The organism is Burkholderia reimsis, from assembly GCF_003294055.1.
Lineage (GTDB): Bacteria > Pseudomonadota > Gammaproteobacteria > Burkholderiales > Burkholderiaceae > Burkholderia > Burkholderia cepacia.
In genome coordinates this window covers 1-20,414 of record NZ_QMFZ01000073.1, presented here as the reverse complement: position 1 = coordinate 20,414, position 20,414 = coordinate 1, and the positions used below count along the sequence as shown (strand labels likewise).

The following is a 20,414-nucleotide window of genomic DNA, read 5'->3' as shown; positions in this document are numbered from 1 at the left end:
TTTCGTGCAGCGTTGGCGCAGGCAAGGAAATCATTGCTTTCAGCGTAAGCGTCGTCGCGAGCGGAACGGACCGCCTGGCTAAGCCGGGGGCGCGTCCCGGCCGGCCGGATTTGTCGCTTCTGCCTGATTCGTATATCGCCGACACCCCGGACAGCCCGACCGGACGGGATTTGCCCCTTGCTTTTGCCGTGTCGGCGATATACGAGTGTTGTTCCCGGCGGCCTAGGCACTCGCGGCGGCCGAGAACGATCTTTATGCGCCGCCCAGCACCTACGACAACGATGCAGATCAAGGGATGAATTGAAAACGACTGACACGATGGTGCTGTTCTGGCGCACCGCCGACATTTATTCGAACTGGCATCCTGCCTCGTTCGTCGAGGACGGTATTCAGTTTGCGAACACTGAGCAGTACATGATGTGGCGCAAGGCGAAACTCTTCGGTAACGACGAACTCGCGGTCGCGATGCTGGCGATCAGCAATCCCCGGAAGCTTAAGGCGCTCGGCCGCACAGTGCAGGGATATCAGGAGGACGTATGGGAACGCGAACGTGTACTCGTCATGGTACGCGCGTGCTATCTCAAGTTCTCGCAGAACAGCGCCATGCGCGAAGAACTGCTTGCTACCGGAGAGCGCCTGCTCGTGGAAGCGAGTCCAGACGATTGTGTTTGGGGCATCGGCCTCGCCGAAGACGACCCGCGTGCGCTCTCCCTGTCGCAATGGCAGGGGCGTAACTTGCTGGGCTATGCCCTGATGGAAGCGCGACGCATGCTAAGCGACGGTTCGCCGTCGACAGTCGAAGCAGTGCTGGTACCGGAGCAGCAACAATCAGCGCGACCAGATCGGCACGCCACAGGAGCTGACAGATGCGCCGGCCGAGATCAGGCGTTATGTCCAGTTCCCGGCCCGGTCAAGAATAGTGGGACTCCCGATTTACAGTAGATCGGGAGTCTGTACAATAATTAAAACCGACCCAAGAGTTTCGCCAGCACGAGCTGGCCACCACCGGAGCGAAAACGATGCGATCCGAACAGATGACGCCGGCCGAGCGCGCGGCGCTCGAACGCCTCCTTGAGCACGCACGCGGCGACACCCACCAGAGCCGGCGCGTCGCCGATTTCTTGCTCGCCTGGTGGAATGCTGGCGAGTGCGGGAAGTACGACCTCACCACCGCATGGGGCGTGGACGACGACATTGTGGAGGATATGTGCGTGGTGTTCCGCCTTGCCTCGCGGGCGAACAGCTACCCTGATACGCTCGGCTATGGGCCGCAGTTCGAGGCCGTCGTGAAGGCATGGCGGCCCGAGCTGGCCCCGAGCCACTGACGGAGATCCACATGGCCACCGAAACCATCGACCAGAAGACCCTGACCCAGCTTGTGGAAGCCGGCGCGGTGCGCGCCGCGCATGTCGTCGGCCACGGCAACGGCTGGACGATCGCGGCGCGCTACGGCCTGACCGAGCGCTTTCTGTCGGCTAAGCGCGGCGACGTGCGCGTGTTCCGCCGGCTCGAAACGCTGGTGAGCTTCCTGCGTGACATGGGCATTAGCCGGTTCGACGTCGACGCGGCCGGCTACGATCCGGCCGCCGGCGGCCCGACTCGGCCCGACCGGTCGGCCGCACTCAAGGAGGCGCACGCCGCGCGGGCGTATGACAAGTGGTTCCGTGAGCAGGTACAACAGGCGATGGATGATCCGCGCCCGCGGATTCCCCACGCAGAGGTGCAGCAACGGATGGAAGCGAAGAAGGCTGCATTGCGAAAGCAGCTCGCGCGCGGGGCTAAATGATCGTTGAATGGAACCCGCAGGCGAGCGAAGATCGCGACAGGATTTTTGACTACATCGCAGCCGACAACCCCAGCGCCGCGCTTGAGCTGGACGACCGAATCGGCGAGCTGACCAGCGCCCTGCCCGAGCATCCCGAGTTGTACAAGCCCGGCCGCGTGCGCGGCACCCGTGAAATGGTCCTGACGCCCAACCACGTGCTGGTCTATCGGATCGAGCGGCCGGCCGGCGTGATCGAGATCGTGCGCATTATCGGCGCGCGCCAGGACTACCCGAAGGGCAAGCGAAAATGAGGGCGCTGACTGGCGGCGTCCTCATCCCACCTGCTTATTGGGCGGGCTTCCGATTGTAGACCACCATCCCCGTGGGATGCAGGTTGAACTCCAGGTCACAGCGCACGAACTCCGCTTCGCTGACGTCGCTGAAAATGTGATCGCACAGCCATGCAGCCATCGCGGCCTGCATGGCGTTTTTTTCGATTTCGCGGGCGTCGTCAGCTTGTACCGCCTTGATGAATTCCTCCCCGTAGAATGGTACCGCTCCCTGTGCGAACGCTTTGCCCTTCTCTCTCATGAATGCTTCGCGGTCCTTTGCAATCGCGATCAACGCCGGCGCGTTGATCGCGGTCTGAAAGTAGATCGTTTCCTGTTGGTTTTCATCGAAAACGCGCATCTTGACTAGCATGTTCTTCCTTCTTCTTCTGGGGTTAGCTACAGGCTGGCGCTGGCCAGCGCCGCACTAGGTGCAATAGTGCACTAGAACAGCCGGCGCGCGATGGCCGTGCGCGCGGATTCGTCATGATGCATGTGCCGGATGCCCTGCATGGCGCGACCGATCCAGTCGGCGGCAGGGTTGCCATCCATGGGAAACAGGCCGCTACTGGTGGCCGGCACATCATCCAAATCAGTTACCACCCAAACGCCGACATTGGCGGCAGGATCTCTATCACGCACGGTCATCTCCTGTTGTCTAATAGCCGGAACCCTTGCCAGCGCCCCAAGAGTTCTTCGGGCCGGGTATCGGCCTGTGATCCCGTTCAGCACCGTATTGGGAGCCGTTGTAACGCCAGCCATAGCCGTGCTGCCACACCTCATCATCATCATCATCGTCATCGTCATCGGAGGTGTCCCACGGCAATGCCTTGATTGCACGCCATAGTTTTTTGAGGATGTTTCGCATCTTCGCCTCAGCTCTTGTGAAAATCGAGCTGTGCCTGTTCGGGCGGATCGTCCGAGCCAAGAGCTGCGCCTGACACCAACACATCCTCATCGGCGGAAAGTACCGGGATATGGCGCAGCGTCGTCTTCGGTGGGTTGATAGGTGCGGCCTTGGTAACTTCGTCCTGTTCATCGAAGTTCAGCACGACCTCGGCCGAAAAGGACGCCCAGCGGCCGTCTGCGCGAGCTTGCCAGAAAACTGACGAGTTAACGCGGTACACGTTGGACGTGCCAACCTTCAATACCTCGATCCACTGCTGTTCTCTCAACAAGGCGACTGCCCGCTTGATCGTGGGCGCGCTTAGGCCGGTTAGTTTGACGAGCGAGGCTTGCGACACCATCACCGCGTTTTGGCGGTTCATGGCTTTGACTAGGCTGGTCAACAGCTTACGCGCGGCAGGGGAGCGGAATGCCAGCTCGTCTAGGTCATCGAGGTACTTCCGACTAACCTGCACGAAGCCCTGATTTACCGCGCCCCGCTTGAGTTTCACCAGCTCGGCGCGCAGCTCTTCATTTTCCCGCGCAAGGTGATCCCTATTGGGATCATTCAAGGTGACGTCTTGGCTCATTTCGTGGACTCGCTTCATCATTCGTGATCCTTCATGGCTCATACTATGTGAGCCAAGAGGGATCGTCAATGATCTTATGGATCACACAGGGTGATCCCAATAGGGATCATCTAGGGTGATCCCTTTACAAATCGCCGAAACCCTTGCCAGATAAGGCTTTGCCGCGATTTCCTGATTCCTTCCCTCTTTTCTCTCTTTTACATCGCCACGCGACGAGCTTTGATAACAGCCCCCCGAAGGGGGGCAAAACGGCGCTACGCGCCTTGACGGCCCCCATGGTGGTTAACCAACCCGCATCAGCGCTCCGGTCTAAGGCGTTCGGCGGCCAACAGGCCACCGACCACCTAAGACCCGGACAAAAGATCGGCAGACGGCTTTTAGCCGCCTGCCGATCAGCCGGGTGCTTATGAGCACCGGGCGTTGCCTTCCAGTGGCTTGCAATGCTCCCTATCGCTTACAGGGAGGGGGGTGGATCGTCTTTTTTCTCACTAAGGCAAGCCCCGTAGGGGCGCGTCAGGCCCGTAGGGCTTGCTCGCGGGGAGACGGTGGGCAACTGCGGAACCCCGGCCAACGAGCCGGGGCTGTCCACACCCTTGTGGTGTGGACAGCGCAGTTGTCCACGGGCGGGCGCGGGATGCCCCCTCCCCTCTTGCAGACTACCCACGGCCCGGTACGGGCCGTGTCCACACTAACCGCGCAGCGGTCATTTTTTAGGTTTGAGGCATCCGGCGAAGCCGGATTTTTTATTTTTCGCGGCCGTCGTGTCTGATGATAAAATTAGAAACTACGTATTTTATACGTATAAAAAGGGGATAAACACATGATTGTTACCGTAGGAAATCCGAAGGGAGGCGTGGGTAAATCGACCCTCGCTGTCCAGCTTTCTTTAGGGTTGGCCGCACGTGGTCAGCGCGTTTGGTTGATCGATGGCGATCGCCAAGGAACCAGTATCGGAGCAATCACCGTGCGGGCCGAGGGCGGGCGCGAGCCGATTCCGGCAGCGGCCTATCCTGATGGCGCGACGCTTCGCAGCCAGGTCACGCAGCAGCGTCACATGCACGACCACATCATCATCGACGCCGGCGGCCGTGACTCGACGGCACTGCGCGCAGCATTGGCTGTGTCTGATGTGGTACTAATTCCATTCCTGCCGCGTAGCTTCGATGTGTGGGCGCTCAACGACGCCGCCGCGATCTTGGCCGAGGCCCGAGCGGTCAATGACATTAAGGCATGGGCGGTGTTGAACGCCGCAGATCCGCAGGGCGGCGACAATGCCGAGGCGGAGGAAGCGATTCAGGAGCTGGACGGAATCGACCTGTTGCCCGCGCGGATTACCCGCCGAAAAGCGATCGCTCACGCTTCCGGCGCTGGCCTGCACATCGAGGAATACAAGCCCCGTGATGCTGCCGCATGCGCGGAAATCGCAGCGTTAACTGATACGCTGTTTGTGCGTAATTAATACGTATAGATTACGTATTTAAAAGGTATTAACTATGGGACTTACCAAGGCACCCAAGAAGCCGCCGACAGATGCGACGGCCCAGTTCATCAATCGTGCGCCGGATGCTCCGACCCGCTCGGAGCAACAATCTCCTGCCGAGGTGTCGCAGAACAAGAAGCCGATCACGATCACATTCGATCCGGTGTTGCTCGCCCAGCTCGACGCGGCGGCTAAGCGAATAGGTATCAGCAGATCTAGCGCGCTGGCCGTTGCCGTGTCCAAGTGGCTCGGCATCGAGTAGGCCCCTGCCCTACCGTCAAAAAGCCTCGCTCCTGCGAGGCTTTTTTTTCGCCAACACCTATTTACGAGCAACGTATTTAATATTTAGTTTATACGTATACATTGCATTGTTCATACATCATAATGGCATCTCCTATACGTAGCTCAACCACAGGAGATTTCCGTATGAAACCGTTGGTCTTGTCCCTTTCCTTGCTGGCCGTGATTCCAGCCACATCGCACGCTCAAGCGGCCGGCAGCGTGCTTGTTAGCGCGGGCTGGATGCACTTTGCGCCGCAGTCGAGTAGTGGCCCGTTGACGCTTACGAGCGTCGGTGGGGTGTCGGTCAACACGGGCGTTCCCAACACGAGCATCAAGGCCGGCAGCTCCGACACATTCGGCCTGTCGGCCACTTACTTCGTGACGGATCACGTTGCGCCCGAGCTGGTGTTTGGCATTCCGTCGACGTTCGATTTGGAGGGGAGGGGAGCGCTTGCCAGCTATGGGAAGCTGGGGAGCGCGAAACAGTGGAGTCCGGCGCTGCTGCTCAAGTACTACTTTCGCGACCCGCAAGCACGGCTGCGCCCGTATGCCGGCATTGGCGTAACCCGTATCTGGTTCACAGGCGCGAGCGTGACCAACGCCGCCTTCGAACAGAAGGTGCTGGGCGGTCCGACGACGGTTTCCACCGATCGCTCATGGGCTCCGGTCCTCAACCTTGGCGTCAATTACGCCGTTACTGAGCACTGGTTCGCTGGTTTTTCGCTCTCGTATATCCCGGTGAGCGTGACAGCCCGACTGAATACGGTCGTGCGGTCGCCGGTCGGCACCATTCCCGTTCAGTCGCAAACCAAGATCCGGCTTAACCCGATCGTGGCGTTCGTGAACGCCAGCTATCGCTTCAGGTAATGAAACCGCTATGAACACTCTTGTTGCTGGGGCCGTGGGCGCTTCCATCGGAATCGCTGGGCTTGTCCTGTACGTCATGCACAACGCCCATGTGCAGGACACGACCAGCGTGCAGGTGGCAAAGATGGACTGCCACAACGCGCGCTTCGACGAAGACTTTGCCCGCATGCGCGGCGACTCGCCGGCCGCACTACAGCACGCCGCATCCGAGGCCGACGCCGCATGTGGTGAGTACCGGAGAAAAAAGGCCGTGGCCGAGGTTCGCCAGGTCGAGCGCAACCAGTCGAGCGACCAGCTCGTCCGCGACCTGAACGACGCCCTCAAAAAATAGAGGTCTGACAATGAGCTTTCGAAATCTTCCCGTTGTGATGGCCGGCGTGATCGGCCTTGTCGTGTTCCAGTCCGGCCTCAGCCATACCGCTGTCGGCCAAGGCGCTTCCGGCTTCGTCGTGAACGCCGTCTTGCTGGTACTTGCCGCACGCATGCTGAAATAACGGAGACCAACACCATGAACCGCACGCACCTTTCTACACTGGCCATGCTGGCCGCTTCTCTCATCGCCCATTCCGGCGCGATCCACGCGGAGCCGGCTGGCGCCGGCATTGCGCCGCTCCGCGCAGGCTCCCATGGGATGCCGGCTTTGGCCGGCATCCCGCCCGACCTCAACGCGCTTGAAAGCCGCCTCTGTCCGCTCGGCGAAGCCCCCCAGAGCCTTGCTATCGGAGACGTGCAATCGTGGACTTGCGGCCCGTGGACGGCCGTATCCGCCCCGGAGCCGGCCGCTGACGGCCGCCCGGCCGGCTGGGTGGTCTCGTATTCCGGCGTCGTCCGATCGGGCGGGGCCGAGAGCCTTGCCGACGCTGAACAGCAGTGCAGGACGGCAAACGCAACCATTACCCGCCAGTCTGCAACCTCGATCGAATGCCGGATTGCTTCCGTAGGGACCGAGCAAATCGTGTCCTATTCAAAATCCACAGTGACTAAACCACACGTGCTGTTTGGGCTGAACTGGTTTGAAACCCAACAAGATCGTATGACCTTCACAGTAACCGTTCGCCCGTCTGTTGGTGCGGTATCCAAGGGATAAATCGGTAGAACGAGAAAATCAGCATGCCACCCGGGCGCGCAAGCACCCGGGTTATTTCACCACCGAGACCAGAATGAAAGTCAAGTACATAATCGCCACCGCACTGATTGCTGCTGCATTGGTTGGATGCAGCAGAAAAGAGGCGGGCGTTTCCGCCGAGTCTTCGCAAAGCACCGGATTTCGCGGTGAGTTCGGGCAGTCCAATACGAAGTCCGAAAGCGTGTCAAAGTCAAACAGGGTCGTTGCCAAGCAGCAGTTGCTGACTGAAATCATAATGGCGGCGCAGGGTACGCAAGACTATTTTGGAGACAACTACTACGTATCGTGGGATGAGAAAGACGCGCCGAAGTATAAGGGAGCGGTAGAGTTTAACGACGACCTCACGCACGCGAAATCGGCATGGGAAAATGGCGCTGGCTTCCATTTCGGGCCGGGTGGTACTCCGTTCGATGGCGCTATTTTCAAGAGAGAGATTGGCGTTGCGGAATTTTCAAAGTCAATGACTTTGCCGAAACAGTATGAGGACTGGGCGAAACCACTGGATGATATCGCATCAAAATATCTGAAAGGGGATGTTCATGCCGGAGAGGATTTTCTGTTGCGGCGGCTTGCGATTGAAATATTCTTGCAAGGCGTTTCGCCCAGCCGTGGCTGGGTAAAATACGATGACGCCAATCAGGATCAAAGCATGATGGTTTACATGAACAGGAAGATGCGAGAATTGAATTTCGCCAATCTGTTCGCGGCTGAAGTGGCACGCGCCATGCCGCAGAGTTTTCGCAATCCAACCGATTTGCGGCATGATTTTCTTGAGGCCGTCGTGAAGATTCCGAACTCGGCATATTATGCGATGTTCAAGCAGGCGTCGGATACAGCGGCCAAGGCTACAAAAGTTACCGTGGGCCAGGGCGACCCATCATGGACCAGTGGTGTTTATGAATATGACGGTCCGCCGACAGGCTGGGTATATCGGGTGGGCGGTCAGGTCGTTTTCGGGCAGAGCTACATTAACAGCCAGCTCTATGAGGTAGAAGTGGCGAGTGCGCTTGAAGTGAATGCCAAGAAAGAGCGGACGGATAGGCAGACTGAATCGTTCGGTACTGACCAAGCTGATAAGGCATCGGTCGGGGTTAAGTAATCGGCGATTCGCTGGGGCATGGGCTATTCGTCCATGCCCCGAGGCATAGACCAGGTCGACAGGGGGCGGGCCGTTCAGCTATGCTGAACTAGAAAATCGGCACACATTACGCACCTACGGTGCATGTGTTAAAACCGCCTGAAAGCCCGTGATATCGGGCTTTCAGGCGTAATACACAAAACAAAAACGGCGTAATACAGAGACCGCGCCGATAGCAGCGCGAGTCAATACCTACAAGGACAAAGCGGGGAATACATGGAGCAATCGAAGATCATCAGCCTGCGACTGCCGGTCGAGCTGCTGGACCGGGTAGATGAACATGCGGAGGCGGTCGGCGGGGATAGTAACCGGTCGTTTGTGCTGCGCTCGTTGATCGAGGCCGGTTTGGAAAAGAGTCGATTGGAGGCTCAAGTTTCGGAATTGCAGACGAGCATGTCGAGGTTAATGCTGGTTGTCGAGAAGTCGTTTCTTATGGGTTATCTCGGCGCTCGAATCGCAACCGATGCGCATAACGTCGAGAAAAGCAGGCGCGAAGAGATAAACGACGAAGCGAATAGGCTGCTGGTCAAGGCGCTGGTGGAAAAATTCGGGTACTAAAATGGCAATCAACAAGCGATCGCGACTCGATGATTTCACGCGCGGTAGTGATGCACTTTGGCATTCTATCCACATGGCAACTGCTGGAATTCAGCGGTTGGCAATTGTGGCCGGTGCCGTGGCACTCACGCTGTTTTCTGGATTGTTGCTGTTGGTGACTAACGCGGTAGAACGCGAGGTAATATTCAAGCATTATCTGGCCGAGCTACTTGTGGCGTTAGGGGTGAATATCGGTATCAAGCTGCCGATTGGTGGGGGCGTCGAATTGTCAGCCAGTCAGGCCGCCGATATAACGGGCCAAGTTATTGGCTGGCGCGGTTTTATGGTGTTTGTCATCGCGGCGGTATCTGTCGGGGTAGGCGTGTTTGTCGCAAAGCGTGTTGCTACCCACAAATTGAAATTGGGCGCAGACGAGGCAACCGACAAGTTTTTGCGAGGTCAGAAAATGGTTGGGGCTGACGAGCTGAGTGCGATGACAAAACCGAGGGTGCAAGCCGACTACAAGGTCGGCGGTGTCGGGATACCAGACGAGTTAATGACGCGTAATGCTGCATTCATGGGGGGGATGGGGGCGGGGAAGACTCAGGCGATATGTGGCGTGATTGATGCGTCGCGACCAAGCATGAAAGCCGTGGTGTATGACACCAAAGGTGACTATATCCAGAAGTACTATGACACAGCGCGGGGCGACATCATCCTTAATCCGATGGATCTGCGTTGCGCGGCATGGTCGATATTCGATGACATGGTGGATGATGTTGATTATCGGACGGTCGCACGGTTTTTTATTCCAGATGCGGAGGGCGGGAACGGGCAGAACCAGATTTTCGTGAACGGCGGGCGGAAGGTTCTGGAAGATGTAATGAAGCTCGTAAAGATGGGGTCGGATTTCGAAAAAAGCATGAGCGAAGTTGCCCGTGTCGCCATGAGAATGCCACTTGCCGAGCTTCATAATTACCTTGTCCGGTACGAGCTGGATAGCGCGGAGCTGATGACGCCGGATAATCAGAAGGCGGCCGGATCGTTCCGAATGGAGATTGTGACAGCGCCGGCATTGGGCTTTTTCAAGCTGTTTTCGTCCAATGGGTTTTCGATCCGTCAGTTCATTGAATCGGACTCGAAGGGATGGCTCTTTCTCGCGAGCAACCCGAAGCAGCATGAGGCGATCGCGCCGTTCGTCGCTGTCTGGCTGGAGCTGGCCGTTTTGGCCGCGCTGTCGGGGCCGCTGGTCGATCACATGCGGGTTCAATTCGTCCTCGATGAGCTGGCGACCCTGCCGAGGCTGAATGCATTGCCGCGCTCGATGACGCTGGGGAGGGAATACGGGATCAGTACGCTGATCGGGATGCAGAACGAAGCCCAAGGGCGGCATATCTACGGCGACTTGCCATTCCGCACGATGATGGCAAACGCCCAAACCAAGGCCATTTTCCGTACCGATGAGGCCGAGAGCGCAAAGGCACTCGCGACGTTTCTTGGTTCGCAGGAAGTGGATGAGGCCATGGCCGGCAACACCCACGTTGCGGACACCGCCCGCGATAGCAACCAGATCGGCCGGAAGCGCGCCGAAACGGCGCTGGTGATGCCATCGCAGATCCAGACGCTGCCGGACCTGACCGCGTACCTGAAGGTGGCGGGCGGGTATCCCGTGGCCGAGGTCACGATTCCCTACATCAAGCGGCCCATCATCGCGTCGGCGTTCGAGCCGCGCCCGTTGCCGGCCATCGAGCAACGCGAGCCGATCGCGCCGGCCGACGTGGACGAGCTGCCGCCCGACCTGCCGGACGATTACGAGTGGCCGACCGAAGTACCGCCCGAGCTGCTGGCCGACGATCACGGCGGCTTGTTCTGAGCGTCTATGACACCACTACAAACGAACCAGAGACGGGGAAACGCATGATTTCGATGCACGCGATCGGCAACGCCAGCGGCGCGGCCAAGTACTACACCACCGAGCAGGCCCGGATTGAATACTACGCCGGCGAGGTCGTACCGTCCGCGTGGAGCGGCCGGGGAGCCGAGATCAATGGGCTATCCGGCCACGTGCAGGCCGGCGACCTGAGCCGCATTCTCGCCGGCCAGGTCAACGAGCTGGGCGTCGACGGAGAGGCGCGACAGATCCAGCTCGGCCGCACCGTTACCGATGGGGCGACCGGCGAGAAGACCACTGAGCATCGCGCCGGGTGGGATCTGACTTTCTCCGCGCCCAAGAGCGTGAGCGTCGAGGCCGAGGTGTTCGGGAGTAAGGGCGTGCGGGACGCGCACGAAGCGGCCGTGCAGGCCTCCATGCAATGGCTGGAAGCCGAGGGTGCGCAAACCCGCGTCAATCACCAGTTCGTGCAGACCGGCAACCTGACCTATGCCAGCTTTTCGCACGCGACGAGTCGCGCCGGCGATCCGCAGACCCATACGCATGTGCTGATTGCCAACGTCACCTATCACGACAGCAAGGCGTATTCCCTCAGCAATGAAAAGCTGATGCAGTTTCGCACGACGGCGGATGCCGTCTACAAGAACGAGCTGGCCGGCCGCCTTCGTGAGCAAGGCTATTCGCTACGCTTCGACGGCCGCGGCGAATTCGAGATTGCCGGCTACAGCAAAGGCCAGCTCGAGCAATTCAGCAAGCGTTCGGGGGAGCGCGATGCCGCGCTCGAGCGCCGGGGCATCGACAAGGATTCGGCCAGCTACGAGGCGCGGCAGGCCGCTGTGTTGTCCACGCGCGCAGACAAGGCCGAGGGGCATAGCGAGAGCGCCGAGGCGCACCGCGATCGCTGGCAGGCCGAAGCCGAGCGCACGGGCATCCAGCAGGCCCAGCTCGGCGCTTACACGCTGGCTGAGCAGCCGAGCGCGTCCGACGTCGTGCGCAGCGCGATTGCGTCGCTTGCCGAGCGCGAACAGGAGTTTTCGCGCAAGGATTTGGTGAAGGAGAGCATGCTACAGAGTTCGGGGCGCGCGTCGAGCGCCGAGCTGATCGCGGCGATCGACGCGGCGGCCGACAAGGGCGAGCTGGTGCAGCGCGAGCAGGATCGTGCTGGCGCGCGCTACACCACGCGAGACGCGATCGCTGGCGAGCGCTGGGCCGACAAGACCATCACGGCCGGTCGAGACGCCCACACGGCAATCCTGAGTAACGCCGAGTTTGACAGGCGGCTGGAGGCCTTCGAGAGCCGCAAGGGGTTCGCGCTCAAGGATGAGCAGCGGGACGCCGCCAGAAGCATCCTCACGGGCCGGGACCAGTTTTCCGGGGTGCAGGGTGCCGCCGGCACGGGCAAGACCACGATGCTGGAATTCGTGCGCGAAGCGGCCGAAAGTCAGGGCTGGACAGTGCAGGGATTTTCGACCGGAGCGGCGCAGGCCGATAAGCTGCAGGCGGATGCCGGCATCGAGTCGAGCACCACGGCATCGTTTCTCGGCAAGGCCCGCAACCTGCCCGATGCCGGCGTCGGCCAAGCCAAGATCCTCTACATCAACGATGAGGCGTCGATGGCCGGCCAGAAGGAGCTTAACGGCGTGCTCGATGCCACCGTTCGCACAGGCGCCAAAACGCTGTTTGTTGGCGACCGTGCGCAACACCAGTCCGTCAGCGCCGGCGGCGCATTCGAGCGGGCGCAGGCCCACATGACCATGTCGGAGCTGAAGCAAATCAGCCGTCAGCAGACCGACGAGGCCCGCGCGCCGGTTCGCTCGATCATCGAAGGGAACTACGGGGATGCGATACGTCACACGGCCGTCGAGTTTGCCGGTGCACGGCACGGCATCGAGGGCAAGTGGGCGGCGATCGAGGCGCAGAGCGATGGCGCACTCACGAAAGCCCAGGTGCAGCAGCGTCGCGACGAAATCAAGGTCGCGCGCCAGGTCGACAACGAACACGCGATCAAGGCCATTGCAGCCGATTACGCGGCGCTGCAATCCGATGAGCGCGCCAAGACCATCGTTGTGACAGCAACGAACGATGACCGCCGCTCGATCAATCAGGCGATCCGCGAACAATTGAAGGCCGCCGGCGAGCTGTCGGCCGAAACGGCGTATGTCGATACGCTTCGCGCCAAGGATCTGACGCGCTCGCAGCGCTCGCAGGCGACCAGCTACCAACCGGGCGACGTGCTGAAGAAAGCCGGCCGCGACGGCTCGGTGTCGTATCTGACCGTGCGCAACATCGACGCCAGCGCCAACCGCCTGATCGTGGACGGCGACGGCCCCCGGCCGCGCACGATCGAGGCCAAGCAGGCGGGCAAGATGCAGACGTATACCGCTGACGTTCGCGAGTTCGCCTTTGGCGATCGCATCGCCTTTGCCGAGAACGACCGGGCCACGGGCATCAAGAACGGCGACGCCGGCACGTTCATTGCCGCTCATGGCGGCCACATGACCGTGCTGCTGGACAGCGGCAGCCGGAAGGAGGTCGACCTGTCACGGTACAGGCAACTGGATCATGGGTATGTGGTGACCAGCCACAAATCGCAGGGCCAAACCGTCAGCCGCGCCCTGATTCACCACAACACGGACGGCGGCCGGCACGGCCAGCGTGAGACCTACGTGAACAACACCCGTCATCGACACAAGGTCGTTACGTACACTCAGGACCGCGAGCTGGCCGCCAAGCAAGCGTCGCAGGAGGCCAACAAGACCTTGGCGACGCGCGCTCGTCACGCGGCGGGCGAACAGCGCGAGAGCCGGCCCGATGCCGCCCTTGCCACGCGTTCGGCCACCTATGCCGACTACCGATCCGGCCCGCGCCAGGTGCGGCCCGAGCCGACGCATGGCGCCGAGGTATCCCGAGCTGCGGAACGGCAGCAGGAGCGCGGACAGCAGCGCGACAAGGGCATGGAGTTGGGGTTAGGCTGATTCGTGTGCGAGCTGGCCTAAGTGGGAGATCCGCCGCGCATCGTCAAAAGCGGCATGGCTGGATTTACGCCACGCAGCATCGCCAGATCCCGCTTCAGATCGGCCCGGGCCCGGCGGGCGCGCTGTTCGAGTTCGGCCGCCAGTTTGGCGCAGTCTTGTCCAGCAGGTAACCACGTGCGTAATGTGGCGGCTAGGCCGGTCAAGGTGGCGAATTCCTGTGCGTAAACGCTGCCGGCATACAGCACCAGCCCAAGCAAATACTCGAGCAACAGGGCGTGATCGTCGTCGGAAAGGGGAGGGATGTTGTCGGGCACGGCCGGTCTCCGGATCATTTGGAAACCCGCTCGAAAAGAGGGTGAGCGGGCGCAGTAGCAGGATTGGAAGACCGGCACCAACTCCGGCGAGCCTTGCGGCTCTCCCACCACGGCCCGCCCATAGGCGCGCAGAGGCAAGCGCACGACCTGCCGCGAGGCAGGTGTGCGGTTGGTGCAGACAGGCTTCCAAACCTGTGCCGTCGCTGTTTTGACGGCACTGCAATTTTAACCGATCCGGCCGGGTGAGCGCGCGCGCCTCCAGCCACTCCGGAATCGGGCTTTTATGGCTCATTTTTAGTCGATCTCAGCGATCGGCTTTTTCGTCCCGTTGAGTGTCTATCGCACCACCGGTACCGAGTCGCAGTGAAACAGGCTCAAAAGATGACAGTTCTTGACAAATTCTAGGACGCGGACGGTTGATTTGCCTTTCTTCCTTGCGCTAGCGTGGCATCGGATCGCGGCTTATTGGGTACGATCGATGGCCGACCCGCTTTCCCTATCAGGGAAAGCGCATCCATACGGGGACGGCGGGGGCGAATCGAGAGAGACCCAATTCTGATACAGACCCTCCCGGATAGACAGCATGAATATCGCGAGGGCCTATGGCTGGTAACACGGAATCGATTCAGTCGTTCATCGACACGGCAATTGTGCCGATCAACCAAATCACCACTCCCGACCTCCACGCCGGAGCGGCACGCTTTGATGCGTGGCTCCAACACATTTCCGGCGGCTGGGTGACGCTCGGCCGGCTAGAGCAAGTCGCCGGCTCCCTGCCGGTACTCGGTAACGTCATGGCCGCGGTCGATTTGTGCGGCGACATTGTGACGATGTACGAGGCACGAAGCAGTAGTCGTTCCCAAATCGAGAAGGCGCTGGAATGGGCCAACCTTGGCATCGACCTGATTGGTTCGGTGCCCGCGCCCGGAACGGGACCCGCGCGCATGGCGCTGCGTCCGACGCTTGCGGTGATCAGGCAAGCGGTGAAGCGGGAAATGAAGGAAATTCCCACCGCCGTCGCGGCCGTCATCGAACACAATTTCAGCGCGACGTTGATGGGCGAACTGAGTCAGTACGTCGACAAGGCAATTGAGCTTGTTCCCAGTCTACTGAATGATTGCGCGGCAAAGATCGAACAGATTTTGACCGAGCTGGCGCACGTGCTTCGTGCCCTGGCGTCGGGACAGTTGACGGACCCGCGACAAGACCTGAAGCGGGCCAAAGCCGCCGCTGGCGATTTGATGCGCGACCCATTGCAGCAATACGACAAACTGTTCACGGCCGTCTGGTATGCGTATACGGCGGGCCTGAAGACAGAAGCCAACGTGGCCGGTGAGCTTGCGTCGCAAGTGGTCGGCAAGGAAAAGATGATCGCCGCTGCCGATTGGTTGAAGGCGATGGTTCCGAAGGCGAAGGCGGAAATTACCGCACTGTCGCGCAGCGATGTCGGCACGATTATGTCGATGCTCGTTATCCTCAAGAAAGCAGTCGCGCTTTACGAGAAGAACAAGACGCACGTAGCGGCAACGGTTGATCCGAACAAACCCAATCAGGCGCGCAAAAAGGCAACCGGCCAAGGATTCGAGCCGCGTCACGACGAAGCGCCCGCGCAGAAACCCGGTGTGCCGCCCTGCAAGGAATGCGAAGCCGGTCAGGCAGCAGCCGGCGGGACGAATTCAATCGGCTACGCGCTCGGCGACGAGTCGTTCACGCACACCGATTTTGTGCTGCCCGGTGTCGTCCCGATCGAATGGATGCGCATGTACCGTTCGAACTTCGGCGCACACGACGAGCGCGGGCCGCTCGGGCCGCGCTGGACGACGCCTTATCACGTCAGTTTCGAACCATCCGGCGATGGCTTCGTCTATCACGACGCGTTCGGGCGCAGCGTCACGTATCCCGCACTCAAGCCTTTAGCGCCACACCATGACCGGATTGAATCGCGCGTGCTGTCGCGCCTGCCGGACGGCGGCATTCAGGTCGTGCGCGCAGAAGTGCTGACCGAAACCTATGCGCAGCATGGCGACCGATTCCGCCTGACGCGGATCACGGATCGTTCCGGCAATGCCGTGACGCTGACGTGGGATAACGGTCTGCTGGCACGTGTGGCGAACAGCGCGGGCGACGTGGCGCAGCTCACGCACGACGCGTCGGGGCGCGTGGCGCGGGTCACGCTGCTGGATGGTGATGGCGAGCCGGTCCGCACGCTCGCGAACTATCGCTACGACGATGCCGGCGATTTGGTGGACGCGACCGACGAGGACGGCGCATCGTGGAACTATGCCTATTCGCATCACCTTGTCACGCGCTATACGGACCGCACCGGGCGCGGTATGAATCTGGAGTGGGACGGCACGCACCTGGACGCGAAGGCCGTCCACGAATGGGCCGATGACGGCACGTTCGATACGCGCCTGACGTGGCATGACCGGTTGCGCCTGACCTTTGTGACTGACGCGCTCGGCAACACGACGCAGCAGTATTACGACATGAACGGCTACGTGTACCGGATCGTGTATCCGGACAACACGGAAGAATGGTTCTATCGCGACGCGGCGAAGCACGTCACGGCACACGTGTTCCGGGACGGCACGACCGAATCATTCACGTGGGACGAAGCGGACCATCTCACCTCGCACACGCAGCAGGACGGACGCACCACGCATTATGTCTATGACCGTCGCGGCGACATGATCGGCGTGCAAGACGCCGAAGGTCATCGCTGGGAGCGCTACCACAACAGCCGGGGGCTGGTGACGGAAGCGAAAGACCCGCTCGGACACGTAACGAGGTACGAATACAACCGTGCGGGCCTGCCGGTCGCGGTCACCGATCCGAAGGGCGGCACGAAGCAAATCGGCTGGCGGCACGACGGACAAATCGAGCGCTATACGGACTGTTCGGGCAAAACCGAAACGTGGAAATACGACGAGCGCGGCCGACTGATCCAGCAGCAGAGCGCGGGCGGTGAGGTCACGCGATACGGTTACGAAGCCGGACAGCTTGCGTGGGTGATCGGCCCAGACGGTAGCCGCGAAACGTTCGAGCGCGACGCCGAAGGCCGCCTGCTGACGCATACCGATGGGTTGAATCGGCAGACCCGTTACAGCTATACGCGCGCTGGGCTGCTGGCGAAACGGACGAACGCGCGCGGCGATGCGCTGGAATATGCGTGGAATCGACTCGGTGAGATTGCCACGCTGCGTAACGAGAACGGCCGAGAGTATCGATTCGGCTACGACACCTTCGGCCGGCTGATGAGCGAAACCGATTTCGACGGCCGCGCGACGACCTATTACCGGGATGCCCGCAACGGCCAGATCACGCACCGGCTGCAAGGCGGCATGATGCAGGCGTTCGAGTACGACGCGATGGGTCGGCTCGCGCAGCGGTCGGGATGGCCGGCGCGGTTCGGGGAGCGGAACACGGTGTATCTCGAACCGCAGGAGGGTACGCCAGTCGAGCGCGAAGCGTTCCAATACGACGGCTTCGGGCGCATCGCGACGGCGCGCAACGCAGCGGCCCGTGTGCGCCGTTTCTACGATCCGGTCGGCAACCTGAGCAGCGAGCACGTTTTTCTCCCCACCAATCGGGACGATCACGAATCCGTGTGGCGTCACGAATATGATGAGCTCGGCACGCGTATTGCGACGATCCGCCCGGACGGCCATCGGGTGGACTGGCTGACTTACGGTTCCGGTCACGTGCACGGCCTGCTGCTGGACGGTCAGAGCGTCGCGAACTTCGAGCGTGACGACGGGCACCGGGAAACGGTGCGCGAACTCGGCAATGGCCTGAAACAGACGACGCAATACGACACGGCTGGTCGACTCGCGCGGCAGACGCTACAAGGGGCTGGCGGCAAGGTGACGGACCGGCGCTATCAGTTCGACGCGGCGGGCCAACTGACGCAGATATCGGACATGCAGCGCGGCGAAATTCAGTACGCGTATGACCCGATCGGCCGGCTACTGCGCGCGCAGTCGTCGTTGGGCGTCGAGACGTTCGCCTTCGATCCGGCCAGCAATATCGTGGAAGCCACCGAGCGCGACGCACACGGCATCGGCGTGATGGGCGGTAAGCAATCGAGGCCGTTGCTGGACAACCTGCTAAAGGATTACGCTGGCACACACTTCGAATACGACGACTGGGGCAACCTGACAGAACGCACGCACAACGGCGCACGGATGGCGTTTCAGTGGGACACCTTCGGCCGGATGGTGGGGGCGACCGACCGGAACATGCGGGCGACGTACACCTACGACGCGCTCGGCCGGCGGATCGCGAAACTGACCGAACCGCAGGTCCCCTATTTGCCGAGTGCGGGAAGCGGCTGGCGGGATGCAGAGCGCCAACGGTTGAAGCAGGAGCACGGTTACGGGCTGACGCTGTACGGGTGGGACGGGGATACGCTGGCGTATGAAACGTCGTGGGACAAGCGCGAGACGACGCACTACGTCTACGAGCCGGACAGCTTCACGCCGCTGGCTCAGGCGACCGGGCCGGCGATGCTGTTCGATCAAGGCGAGCCGCGAGCCTTCGCCACGGTCGCGTATTACCACTGCGACCAGATCGGCACACCGCAGGACGTTACGGACGGCGCCGGCGAGATTGCATGGAGCGCGCGTTACCGGGCTTGGGGCGAAGCGAAGGAAGCGATTAGCGACGCCGCGCGCAAGGCCGGCATCGCGAACTCGCTACGCTTCGCGGGGCAATACTTCGACGCGGAGACGGGGCTGCACTATAACCGGCATCGGTATTACGATCCGGGTTCGGGCCGGTTCATATCGAAAGATCCGATCGGGCTTGACGGCGGAAGCAACGTTTTTGCTTACGCACCGAATCCGGTTGAGTGGGTCGACCCGTTCGGATTGTGGCCGGGACAACCGCGCAATAAGAACGGCAAGTTTGGACAAGGGCGTAACCCCAGTACCGTATGTCCTTTAAAGGGGAGCGCCGGCAACGGGAAAGTTCATGGGAACGACCTTGATAGCAAGGTTCCGGCCATTGGTTACACGCTTCGAGATATCGATACTGGTGAAATTCTGAAATACGGTGAAACAACTCGTGGCAAAGCGCGATACAGCGAAAAATATCTGGAAAGCGAGAATGCGCGAATGGTTCCAGAAGCCGTGGGTACCAAACGAGAAATGCACTGTTGGCAGCACAATAAGATTTTGGAATATAAGTCGACGCATGGCGGGAAGCGGCCGCGCCTAAATAACAATGATTATTAGGATCGAAAATGAGACTGTGGACATCGGGTGAAATAGAGCTGGATGTGGAGGAATCTTCCAGAATCGCGATCAATAAGATAAAGGCTGCTGTAAATCAAGCCCTTGAGGGGGTGTATTTTGATGAAAAGGCTGAGAAGTGGACATTTATTCCAATCATTCTCTCTGAAAAGTTTATTTCGGATTTCCCGGAAATTGCAAAAAGATCATCGAAGGGGGCCGTGCTTGAGTTCAGACTTCATCTTCCCTATGAAGAATTTAAGCAGGCCGGTGCGGAAAGGCAAATGGTGATGCTTTTCGATGTGCTGAGCCGCTCCGTTGAACTAATGACGAAGTTAAAGGTTTCGCACGAGAACCAAGAGAAATTTCGTGCAGCGTTGGCGCAGGCAAGGAAGTCATTGCTTTCAGCATAAGCGTCGTCGAGAGCGGAACGGACCGCCCGGCTAAGCCGGAGGCGCGTCCTGGCCGGCCGGGTTTGTCGCTTCTGCCTGAATTTGAGCGACTACTAAGGGAGGCTCAAGTGAAATTGTGGATGTCTGGGGAAAATGAGGCAGATATTGGGGACGATGCTCGTGTTGCACGAAATGCGATCGAGCCCGTCGTCAACCAATTTTTAGAGGGCTTGGTATTCACCGAAAAGTTTGAGCAGTGGGCGTTCTTATCCATTATTCTCACCGATAAATTTTTATCTGGGTTTCCTGAGGTTGTAAAAATTTCATCAAAAGGAAAGGTGCTTGAATTCAGGCTGCATATTCCTCATGAAGAATTCAAGAAGGCCAGTGCGGAAAGGCGAATGGAGATGTTCTTCGATGCACTGAGCCGCTCCATTGAACTAATGCCGAAGTTAAAAGTTTCGCAGGAGAGCCAAGAGAAGTTTCGTGCAGCGTTGGCGCAGGCAAGGAAATCATTGCTTTCAGCGTAAGCGTCGTCGCGAGCGGAACGGACCGCCTGGCTAAGCCGGGGGCGCGTCCCGGCCGGCCGGATTTGTCGCTTCTGCCTGA

Annotated in this window: 22 protein-coding genes; 17 read left to right on the top strand and 5 right to left on the bottom strand. The window is 60.1% G+C overall.

Annotation, left to right across the window (positions count from 1 at the left end):
* The first annotated feature begins 318 nt into the window (after positions 1 to 318).
* The 4 genes from DPV79_RS40190 (at position 319) to DPV79_RS40175 (ending at position 2,076) form a co-directional block, all read left to right on the top strand.
* A complete protein-coding gene (locus DPV79_RS40190) occupies positions 319 to 942 on the top strand; it encodes an NADAR family protein (RefSeq protein WP_113048026.1) in 624 nt (207 codons plus the stop codon).
* 77 nt (positions 943 to 1,019) lie between these two features.
* On the top strand, positions 1,020 to 1,325 hold the full coding sequence (locus DPV79_RS40185) for a DUF7673 family protein (RefSeq protein ID WP_113048025.1): 306 nt from the start codon (positions 1,020 to 1,022) through the stop codon (positions 1,323 to 1,325).
* Positions 1,326 to 1,336: 11 nt separating this feature from the next.
* Positions 1,337 to 1,786, top strand: coding sequence for an antitoxin PaaA2 family protein (locus DPV79_RS40180; protein WP_113048027.1), 450 nt, complete (start codon positions 1,337 to 1,339; stop codon positions 1,784 to 1,786).
* Positions 1,783 to 2,076: a type II toxin-antitoxin system RelE/ParE family toxin gene (locus tag DPV79_RS40175; protein WP_059933698.1), complete on the top strand. Its 294-nt coding sequence runs from the start codon at positions 1,783 to 1,785 to the stop codon at positions 2,074 to 2,076. Before DPV79_RS40180 ends, DPV79_RS40175 begins: the two co-directional genes overlap by 4 nt.
* A gap of 34 nt (positions 2,077 to 2,110) precedes the next feature.
* On the opposite strand, the gene DPV79_RS40170 is transcribed toward DPV79_RS40175, so the two are convergent.
* The 4 genes from DPV79_RS40170 to DPV79_RS40160 all read right to left on the bottom strand — a co-directional run bounded on the left by DPV79_RS40170 (position 2,111) and on the right by DPV79_RS40160 (position 3,590).
* Positions 2,111 to 2,467, bottom strand: a complete 357-nt coding sequence (locus tag DPV79_RS40170; protein ID WP_113048024.1) for a hypothetical protein — start codon at positions 2,465 to 2,467, stop codon at positions 2,111 to 2,113.
* A gap of 71 nt (positions 2,468 to 2,538) precedes the next feature.
* On the bottom strand, positions 2,539 to 2,736 hold the full coding sequence (locus DPV79_RS42400; protein WP_133295787.1) for a hypothetical protein: 198 nt from the start codon (positions 2,734 to 2,736) through the stop codon (positions 2,539 to 2,541).
* Positions 2,737 to 2,752: 16 nt separating this feature from the next.
* Positions 2,753 to 2,962: a hypothetical protein gene (locus tag DPV79_RS42395; protein WP_133295786.1), complete on the bottom strand. Its 210-nt coding sequence runs from the start codon at positions 2,960 to 2,962 to the stop codon at positions 2,753 to 2,755.
* Between the two features lie 7 nt (positions 2,963 to 2,969).
* Positions 2,970 to 3,590 carry a hypothetical protein gene (locus DPV79_RS40160; protein ID WP_113048022.1) on the bottom strand — a complete coding sequence of 207 codons (621 nt, stop codon included), beginning with the start codon at positions 3,588 to 3,590 and terminating at the stop codon, positions 2,970 to 2,972.
* A 799-nt stretch (positions 3,591 to 4,389) separates the two neighbouring features.
* Between DPV79_RS40160 and DPV79_RS40155 the strand changes: the two genes are divergently transcribed.
* The 10 genes from DPV79_RS40155 to mobF all read left to right on the top strand — a co-directional run bounded on the left by DPV79_RS40155 (position 4,390) and on the right by mobF (position 13,865).
* Complete coding sequence (locus tag DPV79_RS40155; RefSeq protein ID WP_113048021.1) at positions 4,390 to 5,028, top strand: AAA family ATPase; 639 nt, start codon at positions 4,390 to 4,392, stop codon at positions 5,026 to 5,028.
* Between the two features lie 34 nt (positions 5,029 to 5,062).
* Positions 5,063 to 5,311 carry a ribbon-helix-helix domain-containing protein gene (locus tag DPV79_RS40150; RefSeq protein WP_113048020.1) on the top strand — a complete coding sequence of 83 codons (249 nt, stop codon included), beginning with the start codon at positions 5,063 to 5,065 and terminating at the stop codon, positions 5,309 to 5,311.
* A gap of 164 nt (positions 5,312 to 5,475) precedes the next feature.
* A complete protein-coding gene (locus DPV79_RS40145; RefSeq protein ID WP_113048019.1) occupies positions 5,476 to 6,198 on the top strand; it encodes an OmpW/AlkL family protein in 723 nt (240 codons plus the stop codon).
* Positions 6,199 to 6,208: 10 nt separating this feature from the next.
* Positions 6,209 to 6,529 (top strand): hypothetical protein, encoded by a 321-nt coding sequence (locus tag DPV79_RS40140; protein WP_113048018.1) that lies wholly within the window; start codon positions 6,209 to 6,211, stop codon positions 6,527 to 6,529.
* A gap of 10 nt (positions 6,530 to 6,539) precedes the next feature.
* Entirely contained in the window at positions 6,540 to 6,692 is a 153-nt protein-coding gene (locus DPV79_RS42950) for a hypothetical protein (protein ID WP_165843633.1), read from the top strand.
* 14 nt (positions 6,693 to 6,706) lie between these two features.
* Positions 6,707 to 7,285: a hypothetical protein gene (locus DPV79_RS40135; protein WP_133295785.1), complete on the top strand. Its 579-nt coding sequence runs from the start codon at positions 6,707 to 6,709 to the stop codon at positions 7,283 to 7,285.
* 73 nt (positions 7,286 to 7,358) lie between these two features.
* On the top strand, positions 7,359 to 8,423 hold the full coding sequence (locus DPV79_RS40130) for a hypothetical protein (protein ID WP_113048016.1): 1,065 nt from the start codon (positions 7,359 to 7,361) through the stop codon (positions 8,421 to 8,423).
* Between the two features lie 255 nt (positions 8,424 to 8,678).
* Entirely contained in the window at positions 8,679 to 9,020 is a 342-nt protein-coding gene (locus tag DPV79_RS40125) for a ribbon-helix-helix domain-containing protein (RefSeq protein WP_113048015.1), read from the top strand.
* 1 nt (position 9,021) lies between these two features.
* Complete coding sequence (locus DPV79_RS40120) at positions 9,022 to 10,872, top strand: type IV secretion system DNA-binding domain-containing protein (RefSeq protein WP_113048014.1); 1,851 nt, start codon at positions 9,022 to 9,024, stop codon at positions 10,870 to 10,872.
* Between the two features lie 44 nt (positions 10,873 to 10,916).
* The gene (gene mobF / locus DPV79_RS40115) at positions 10,917 to 13,865 is read left to right on the top strand and encodes a MobF family relaxase (RefSeq protein ID WP_113048013.1); all 2,949 of its coding nucleotides are present in this window, start codon (positions 10,917 to 10,919) and stop codon (positions 13,863 to 13,865) included.
* Between the two features lie 17 nt (positions 13,866 to 13,882).
* Here the strand turns inward: mobF and DPV79_RS40110 are convergent, their stop codons facing one another.
* Positions 13,883 to 14,179, bottom strand: a complete 297-nt coding sequence (locus DPV79_RS40110) for a hypothetical protein (RefSeq protein WP_133295784.1) — start codon at positions 14,177 to 14,179, stop codon at positions 13,883 to 13,885.
* Positions 14,180 to 14,781: 602 nt separating this feature from the next.
* On the opposite strand from DPV79_RS40110, the gene DPV79_RS40105 reads away from it, so the two are divergent.
* The 3 genes from DPV79_RS40105 to DPV79_RS40095 all read left to right on the top strand — a co-directional run bounded on the left by DPV79_RS40105 (position 14,782) and on the right by DPV79_RS40095 (position 20,335).
* Positions 14,782 to 19,416 carry an RHS repeat-associated core domain-containing protein gene (locus DPV79_RS40105; RefSeq protein ID WP_113048011.1) on the top strand — a complete coding sequence of 1,545 codons (4,635 nt, stop codon included), beginning with the start codon at positions 14,782 to 14,784 and terminating at the stop codon, positions 19,414 to 19,416.
* An 8-nt stretch (positions 19,417 to 19,424) separates the two neighbouring features.
* Positions 19,425 to 19,826, top strand: a complete 402-nt coding sequence (locus tag DPV79_RS40100; RefSeq protein ID WP_113048010.1) for a restriction endonuclease subunit S domain-containing protein — start codon at positions 19,425 to 19,427, stop codon at positions 19,824 to 19,826.
* A gap of 107 nt (positions 19,827 to 19,933) precedes the next feature.
* Entirely contained in the window at positions 19,934 to 20,335 is a 402-nt protein-coding gene (locus DPV79_RS40095; RefSeq protein ID WP_133295783.1) for an Imm44 family immunity protein, read from the top strand.
* Positions 20,336 to 20,414 lie beyond the last annotated feature (79 nt).